We start from the raw sequence: 7,514 nt of genomic DNA, 5'->3' as shown, positions 1-7,514 counted from the left end.
TTTCTTGTTCGTATGCTTTGACTACTTTTTCTCGAAAGTCGATGGAGTAAGGTTTCATTCTACCTGTTCATGCACTGACCTCAATGTACTCTATATACCTGCAATCTGCTGTAACTGTTCTCGACCAACCCAGACATCATCATAAGCAAAAAATTCGGCTCTCGAATTTGTCTTGGTTAGTGGACTGTTATCAACAATCTCTTCCCAGTCCTCAATTCCTACGGCTTTACAAATTCCGGCAAAGGCATCTGTATCAATTGGTATAGAACGCCAAAATCGCTTTAAGTTATGCTTTTCACCCCAGATAGCAGCCTGTTTATTCCATCCTTTTTTCCTTCTAGCTTGCTCAACAATTTCTAGCCCCTGTTTGGATGCTCTGATAGTAGCTGCCATGCTTATCCTTTAATACCCATCGATACATATTTAACTTTTATAACTTCTACCAACTTATGGCTTGGCTCAATTTTGGCTCAGTTTTGAAACTAGAGCCAAAATTGCTATCAATCCAGAGCCGTTAAACCTATCCACTTCCAGGACTATAGACGTATCGGCTCTGGGAAGCAGAGATAAGCAATACCCTCTTCCCACTTCCAACAATCGCTCTGAATTAGGAATAAACAATGCAAGCTGAAAATTTCGTACAACTAGAACTGCCTGTAAATCTGGAGAAAATCGACCACCTCAAGCCAATGCAACAAGCAATTCAGAATATGCTAGACCTAATCTGGAATGGTGTGATTTTGCAGATTCCGCGACCCACTACGAAACATCTGATGAGTCAGCATGGAAAACTCATCGCTTTCAGTAATGGGGAAGCCTACATTAAAGTTCCATCCCTGCCCATTTTCCGGATAGCTCAAAAGAAGTTGCCAGATTTAGAAGCAGCGTTCAAGAAAGCTTTTGGTTACAACATCAAAGTCAGTTTAGTCATTGACAAAACTCTCAATTGATAACAAGAATACGCCAAAAGCTTAAAGTCGATCGCATCTCCAACTTAAGGGGGATGCGATTTTTGTTGGGGATGAAGAATGCGATCGCTCTCCATGATTCGCCCCCGTTCGCAAAAAAGTAAAGAACTATTACAATTACAGCAATAAGACCAAAATGATATACCAATGCTGACATCTACTGACTTTAGCGGACTGTTAAATCAACGCTTCTTTGAGAATTTCTTGCCGATTCCAGCAACCAGCAGTTTAAATCTGGGAGAAACGACTCCAGCATTTGAACTGCCGGACATCACTAATGGCGGTAAAGTCAAGTTATCTGATTACAGGGGAAAGCAACCCGTCATCCTTGCTTTCACCCGCATCTTCACCGAAAAGCAATATTGCCCGTTCTGCTTTCCTCACATCAAAGCGCTGAATGAAAACTACGAGCGCTTTACCAGTTTGGGCGTCGAGGTGTTGATGATTACCAGTACCGACGAACAGCAGAGCAAAACGGTTGTCAAAGACCTGGGTTTAAAGATGCCCTTGCTCAGCGACCCCAGTTGTCGGACGTTTCGAGCTTACTGTACGGGTCAAGCTTTGGGTGCGCCTCTGCCAGCCCAATTCGTACTGGATAAACAGGGAATTCTGCGCTATAAACATTTGTTCTCCTTCCTCGACCATAATGCTGAAGTGGAGAAGCTGCTAGAGACGCTCAGCGGATTGTAGATTACTGGAATTAATACTAATAAGTTGCGTTCAAGACCCTACTTTGTCTGAACGCAACTTGGGATGAGTATCAGGGAAGTGGACGAGAAAACCTGCGGAAAAGCGGCACATCGTTAGCCATTGAATTAGCCATCAAGAGAATATTTGACCGTTCTATGGTGGGAAAACTAACGCGATAAATAAAGTCATCCTGCTGCCACATTACGGAAGAAAATTCATAGGATGGCTTTTGCTTTTTTCCTTCTAACAAATATCCTCTAATATCTTTCCTTAAGGTGATGGGGTCGCCTGCTTTTTTATGTTTTTCTAATTCTCGTATCGCATTGAGAGAAGTCTTTCTCTCAACTGAAAAACTTCCGACTAAGCACGGTTGGGGATTACTGTAGCAGGTAAAAAGGCTAACAGTATAAGCTAACGGAGTTTCTGAGGGGAAGACGCGGACAATCAACTCAGAAGGATCTACATCGGTGGGGCCACTGAGGAGAATTTGGGACGGCAAGCGCATAATCAACCCAGGCGGTACGCTGCTTTGAATTGTCTCTAAATGGCGTGTAAATACAGGAGCGGGACGAGCCTGTACGGGTACGTTCTCGGATGCCCTAATGACTACAGTCCCAGCCACCGCCAGGACGACTGACAGAAATAGATTTTTAACCCGCAAGAATTGGTAACGCAAGGATTTGAGAGTTTGTCAAGGGTTTTAAAAAAAGCATAGCAGCTGGAATGTTGCTCAGGGCGATCGCTTGCCCAAAACCAGAAGGCAAATGCCAAAATCCGACCTTAAGGCTGACTAAGAGAACTGCTTTCACACTTTATGATTTGTAAAGTGAACGTTTGTAAACTATCAGCAGTCTAAATAGACAGGCAGGCACAGAGCTAACCTGTTGCCTTTGCATCTCACCGCTGGACAGCCCCGCCCAAGGCGAGTCCGAACCGTCTCCTGAGTGGAACACCCAAGTGCAACTTAAGCGTATGTCTCCTGATATATCTGCTGCTCAAGCCTCTCGGCAGCAAACGAGTCAAAAATCAACAAGCCAACGGCAAAATCAAAAAATTCCCCTATTTATATTGATATTTGCTGTTTTAGGGATGCCTGGGTTGACCAGTTGTGGCATTCTGCCGAAAGCAGAAGCGGAGGCTCAATCTCCCAGAGGGCAGGAAGGGGGACAAGGAAAACCTACACCAGTGGATGTGGCGATCGCTCGCAGCGAATCGCTCCAAGAAGATGTAAAATTTATCGGCACGACTCGCCCACTCAGAGAAGTCTCGGTGCAACCCCAAGTGGAAGGACGGCTGCTCTCTCTTAAAGCAGATGTGGGAGATCGGGTAGCGCAGGGTCAAATTGTTGCCCAGTTAGATGACACCACCTTATTGACTAGCGTGAATCAGGCGCAAGCAGAACTCGCAACGCTTCAAGCAGAAGTTGCCCGCGCCCGAACTCAGGTAGCGAATGCCCGGACACAGGTGGAACAGGCAAAAGTTGAATTGCAGCAAACACAGCGGGATGCAGCTCGACTGGCTGGCTTGGCGAGACAGGGCGCGATCGCGCAGCAACAAGCAGAATTAGCTCAAACCGAAGCTCAAACGGCTCAACAAGCTTTGCTCTCTGCTCAGGCACAGGTGAGTACAGAACAGCAAGCAGTCGTAGCGGCTCAAGGCAGAGTCAAGGCGCAACAATCTGTACTGGCTCAAAATCGCGAACGCCAATCTTATTCAGTATTAACTTCCCCCATTAGCGGCGTTGTCGTTGCTAAAGGGTTAGAACCGGGGGATTTAGCGAATCCAGGTAGTGAAATCTTGAAAATTGGAGATTTCAGCCGCGTCACAGTAGTGGTGCCAGTTTCAGAATTGGAATTGTCAAATATCCGGGCTGGACAATCGGTGCGGGTGCAATTAGATGCCTTCAAAAACAGGGAATTTCTTGGACAAGTGGCTCGCATTTCTCCGGCGGCGAATGTAGCGGCTCGTCAAGTGCCGGTAGAAGTCACGATTGCCAACCCCAAGGGTGAGATCGGCAGCGGACTATTGGCACGGGTCAGCTTTGCCTCAAATGCGTCCCAACGGGTAGTGGTGCCGCAAACAGCGCTGCAAGAAGCAGGAGAGAGAGGGAGACAGGCACAAGGAGGACAGACACAAGGGAGGCAGGCACAAGGGGGACAGGCAAGGAGCGAGGGAGAGAGCGCTTCCAACTCCCAAGAAAATGCCAAATCTAGTAAAGCGACGGTGTTTGTTGTGACTCGTGAAGGGCAACAGCCAAGAGTGCAGGCTCGATCGGTGACAGTGGGCGATCGCGTAAATGGAAAAGTAGAAATTCTGTCGGGATTAAAGCCGGGAGAGCGATTTGTCAGCCGCGCTGGTAAGCCGCTCAAAGATGGCGAACTTGTCAGCTTAAGTGTTTTATCAGAAACCGCAAAGCCGTAGAGTTTTGAGTTTTGAGCTTTGACTTCTTAATTCAAAACTCACTCATGCACTCAAAATTCCGAATTCACTCAAAATTCAGAACTCAAAATTCAAAATTATTATGTCTGGATTTAGCCTAAGCGCGATCGCCATCCGCCGTCACATCGGCACACTCATGCTCACCATCGCTACGTTGGTGCTGGGAGTCTTCTTTCTCTCCCAACTGCAAGTTGATTTGCTGCCGTCTATCACCTATCCCCGGATTGGCGTGCGGCTAGAAGCCCCTGGAATCTCTCCAGAGGTAGCAGTTGACGAAATCACCAAACCGCTAGAAGAAGCATTAAGTACCACACAAGGAGTGGTGCAAGTTTACTCCCAAACCCGCGAAGGGCAAGTAAGTTTAGACTTGTACTTTGAACCGGGAGGGAACATTGACCAAGCGCTAAACGATGCCACCGCTGCCTTTAACCGGGGTCGCAGCAGACTCCCCAGTACCATCGAAGATGCCCGCTTATTTAAAGTTGACCCCTCCCAGCTACCCGTTTACGAAGTGGCGCTGCAATCTTCTTCTTTAGGAGAGGCGGATTTACGAGTATTTGCCGATGAAGAATTATCCCGCGAACTCGGTGTTGTCAATGGTGTCGCCTCTGTCGATGTTGCGGGTGGGGTGGAAGAACAAGTCCGGGTGCAAATTGACCTGAATCGCTTACAAGCCCTGGGGGTGAGTTTAACAGATGTGTTAAATGCTTTAGGCGATCGCAACCAGGATTTCTCTGGCGGTCGCTTGCAAGGCGCTGACTCCGAACCACTAACCCGCACCGTCGGACGCTTTCAGAATGCCCAAGAAATTAGCAATCTCTCCTTTGAAGTTGGTTCCCCAACCCCCAGCCCAGTAGGAGCGCAAAGCCCCGCGCTTTTACCGCAATCTCGCGTTTATCTAAGAGATTTTGCCGAAGTCATTGATGGGACAGAAGACCAGCGGGTATTTGTCTATCTGAATGGGCAACCAGCGGTAAAACTCAGCATCCAAAAGCAACCGGATGCCAATACTATCGAGGTTGTGGATGGAATTAAAAAACGGATCGAAGAACTGCGCCAAGCTGGGGTGATTCCCGAAGATATGAAACTGTTAGCAACGCTGGATGAGTCGAAATTTATCAGCAACTCGATCTCCAACGTGACCAGTTCCGGATTGCTGGGTGCAGGGTTGGCAGCGGTGGCGGTGATGCTATTTCTCGGTAGCGCCCGTCAAACTTTAATTATTATCATCGCCATTCCCCTAGCGACCATCGCGGCGATTATCTTAATGCAGCTATTTGGACTCTCCATCAACATTTTCAGCTTAGGTGGTTTGGCGCTGGGTGTGGGGATTGTCGTAGACAACTCTATCGTAATGATGGAGACAATTGCCGAAGGTGCTGGCATGACTCCGGGTCAGGATAGCAAAGCCCGTATGAATAGCCAGCAAGTAATCGATCAAGCAGAACGCAGCGGTCGCGAGGTGGAATCGGCGCTAATTGCCTCTACCACTACTAACTTGGTGTCTGTACTGCCGTTTTTGCTGATTGGTGGCTTTTTCTCCCTGCTATTTAATGAATTAATTCTTACCATTAGTTTTTCTGTAGCTGCCTCTCTATTGGTGGCGCTGACCGTGGTGCCAGCACTCAGTTCCCGGTTGTTGGCTATCCAGTGGTCGAGTGGCCTAGGTAAGTTTTGGCCTTTACGGGAATTTAACCGCCGATTTGAGGCAGCGACTGGCAGCTATACCCGCTTTCTGACTGGAGTAGTGCGTTATCGGTTGTTAGTAATCGCCGCTATTATTCTGCTTTTCGGCGGCAGTAGTTTGTGGATGGTCGGTCAAATTCCTCAAGAAATTCTGCCTCGGATTAATACAGGTCAAGCAAATTTGTTTGCCCAGTTTCCTCCTGGAACTAGCGTGGAAACTAACCAAAAAGTGATGAAACTGGTGGACGAAATCCTGGTTAAACAGCCAGAAAGCGACTATGTATTTAGCACAGCCGGAGGTTCTCTGTTCGGCAGCAACACGAATGCCAATCCCCTACGCGCTTCCAGCTCAATTACCCTCAAGCAAGGTACAGATGTCGAGAAGTTTGTTGAGAAAGTCAATCAAGAGTTTAACAAACTGAACTTGGCGGGGATTCGTCTGCGATTGAATCCCGGTCAGGTACGGGGGATTATCCTCAGTAACTCGCCAGTGCGGGGGGCGGATGTGGATATCATCCTCCAGGGAAACGATGAGCAGCGGTTGCAACAAGCGGGGCGGCAAGCGCTGCAAGCCTTGGATGAGCGAGTAAAAAGTGCAACTTTCCGACCTGATGCCGACTCTCGACAACCAGAAGTGCAGATTCGACCAGATTGGGAGCGTGCAGAGGAGTTGGGGTTGACGACGCAAGACATTGGGCAAACGATTCAGACAGCAATCGAGGGGTCAGTACCGACTCAGTTGCAAAGAGGCGATCGCTTAGTGGATGTGCGCGTACAATTCAATGAAGAATCTGTAGAACGCGCTTCTCAACTTGCACAAATCCCCTTATTTGTCAATAACAACAGCTTAGTTCGGCTGGGTGATGTCGCGACCATTTCCGAAGGTCAAGCCCCCGGTGAAGTTCAGCGGATTAACCAACGACAGGTTTTTATCATTGCGGGTAGTCTGAGCGAAGGAGCTAACCTCAGCGACGCCCTGACAGAGGTAGACGAGGTACTAGGGAATTTGCGATTACCCGAAGGCGTGAGCGTGATACCTAGTTCGACAGCGGAAACAAATCAGCAGTTGCAAAACTCCTTGACAATTTTAGGAGGTTTAGCTGCTTTCTTGGTTTTCGTCGTCATGGCGGTACAATACAACTCCTTGATTGACCCCTTGGTAATTATGCTCACGGTGCCCCTGGCTTTAGCGGGGGGCATTCTGGGACTTTATATCACTCAAACCGCTATCGGTGCTACGGTGCTAGTCGGTGCGGTGCTGCTGGTGGGGATTGTGGTAAACAACGCCATCATCATGGTGGAGTTGGCTAACCAGATTCACGAACAAGAAGGCATCGACCGACAAGCGGCGATTTTAAAAGCTGCTCCCATGCGCCTGAGAGCGATTATGATGACCACCATCACCACAGTTCTCGGCTTGTTTCCTTTGGCGCTGGGAATCGGGGAAGGCTCAGAATTTCTACAACCGTTAGGCGTTGTGGTGTTTTCCGGTCTATCTCTGGCGACGCTGCTAACCTTGTTTATTATTCCCTGCTTCTACGTGCTGCTGCACCAGTTCCCGGTCAGCAAACAGGTACTAAAATGGCAGCGATCGCTATCGAGAAAATTTGCCCGTAAAACTTTTTCGAGCGATCGCAAGTTCTAATTTATGCTGTCTTTAGCACTCAGAGTTTAACCCCACCCCTGCTCCTCCCGGTCAACGGGAAGGAGTTCAATATTCCCTCTCCGTCA

Annotated in this window: 6 protein-coding genes; 4 read left to right on the top strand and 2 right to left on the bottom strand. The window is 48.3% G+C overall.

The window, feature by feature from the left end:
- Positions 1 to 90: 90 nt before the first annotated feature.
- The gene (locus NDI34_RS13880; RefSeq protein WP_348232937.1) at positions 91 to 393 is read right to left on the bottom strand and encodes a hypothetical protein; all 303 of its coding nucleotides are present in this window, start codon (positions 391 to 393) and stop codon (positions 91 to 93) included.
- Between the two features lie 227 nt (positions 394 to 620).
- Between NDI34_RS13880 and NDI34_RS13875 the strand changes: the two genes are divergently transcribed.
- Positions 621 to 950, top strand: a complete 330-nt coding sequence (locus tag NDI34_RS13875) for a hypothetical protein (protein ID WP_348232936.1) — start codon at positions 621 to 623, stop codon at positions 948 to 950.
- A gap of 165 nt (positions 951 to 1,115) precedes the next feature.
- A complete protein-coding gene (locus NDI34_RS13870; protein ID WP_348232935.1) occupies positions 1,116 to 1,658 on the top strand; it encodes a peroxiredoxin in 543 nt (180 codons plus the stop codon).
- A 70-nt stretch (positions 1,659 to 1,728) separates the two neighbouring features.
- Here the strand turns inward: NDI34_RS13870 and NDI34_RS13865 are convergent, their stop codons facing one another.
- Positions 1,729 to 2,334 carry a hypothetical protein gene (locus tag NDI34_RS13865; protein WP_190411986.1) on the bottom strand — a complete coding sequence of 202 codons (606 nt, stop codon included), beginning with the start codon at positions 2,332 to 2,334 and terminating at the stop codon, positions 1,729 to 1,731.
- Between the two features lie 296 nt (positions 2,335 to 2,630).
- On the opposite strand from NDI34_RS13865, the gene NDI34_RS13860 reads away from it, so the two are divergent.
- Entirely contained in the window at positions 2,631 to 4,079 is a 1,449-nt protein-coding gene (locus tag NDI34_RS13860) for an efflux RND transporter periplasmic adaptor subunit (RefSeq protein ID WP_348232934.1), read from the top strand.
- 100 nt (positions 4,080 to 4,179) lie between these two features.
- Positions 4,180 to 7,428 carry an efflux RND transporter permease subunit gene (locus NDI34_RS13855; RefSeq protein WP_348232933.1) on the top strand — a complete coding sequence of 1,083 codons (3,249 nt, stop codon included), beginning with the start codon at positions 4,180 to 4,182 and terminating at the stop codon, positions 7,426 to 7,428.
- Positions 7,429 to 7,514 lie beyond the last annotated feature (86 nt).

Origin of the sequence: Trichocoleus sp. DQ-U1 (assembly GCF_039961925.1) — a bacterium.
Lineage (GTDB): Bacteria > Cyanobacteriota > Cyanobacteriia > Cyanobacteriales > FACHB-T130 > FACHB-T130.
Note: the sequence above shows the minus strand (reverse complement) of the source record. Positions and strands in the feature narration are given on the sequence as shown.

Coding starts and splice junctions, on each gene's coding strand:
- NDI34_RS13880 (WP_348232937.1), bottom strand. CDS start 393: ATGGCAGCTACTATCAGAGCATCCAAACAGGGGCTAGAAATTGTTGAG.
- NDI34_RS13875 (WP_348232936.1), top strand. CDS start 621: ATGCAAGCTGAAAATTTCGTACAACTAGAACTGCCTGTAAATCTGGAG.
- NDI34_RS13870 (WP_348232935.1), top strand. CDS start 1,116: ATGCTGACATCTACTGACTTTAGCGGACTGTTAAATCAACGCTTCTTT.
- NDI34_RS13860 (WP_348232934.1), top strand. CDS start 2,631: ATGTCTCCTGATATATCTGCTGCTCAAGCCTCTCGGCAGCAAACGAGT.
- NDI34_RS13855 (WP_348232933.1), top strand. CDS start 4,180: ATGTCTGGATTTAGCCTAAGCGCGATCGCCATCCGCCGTCACATCGGC.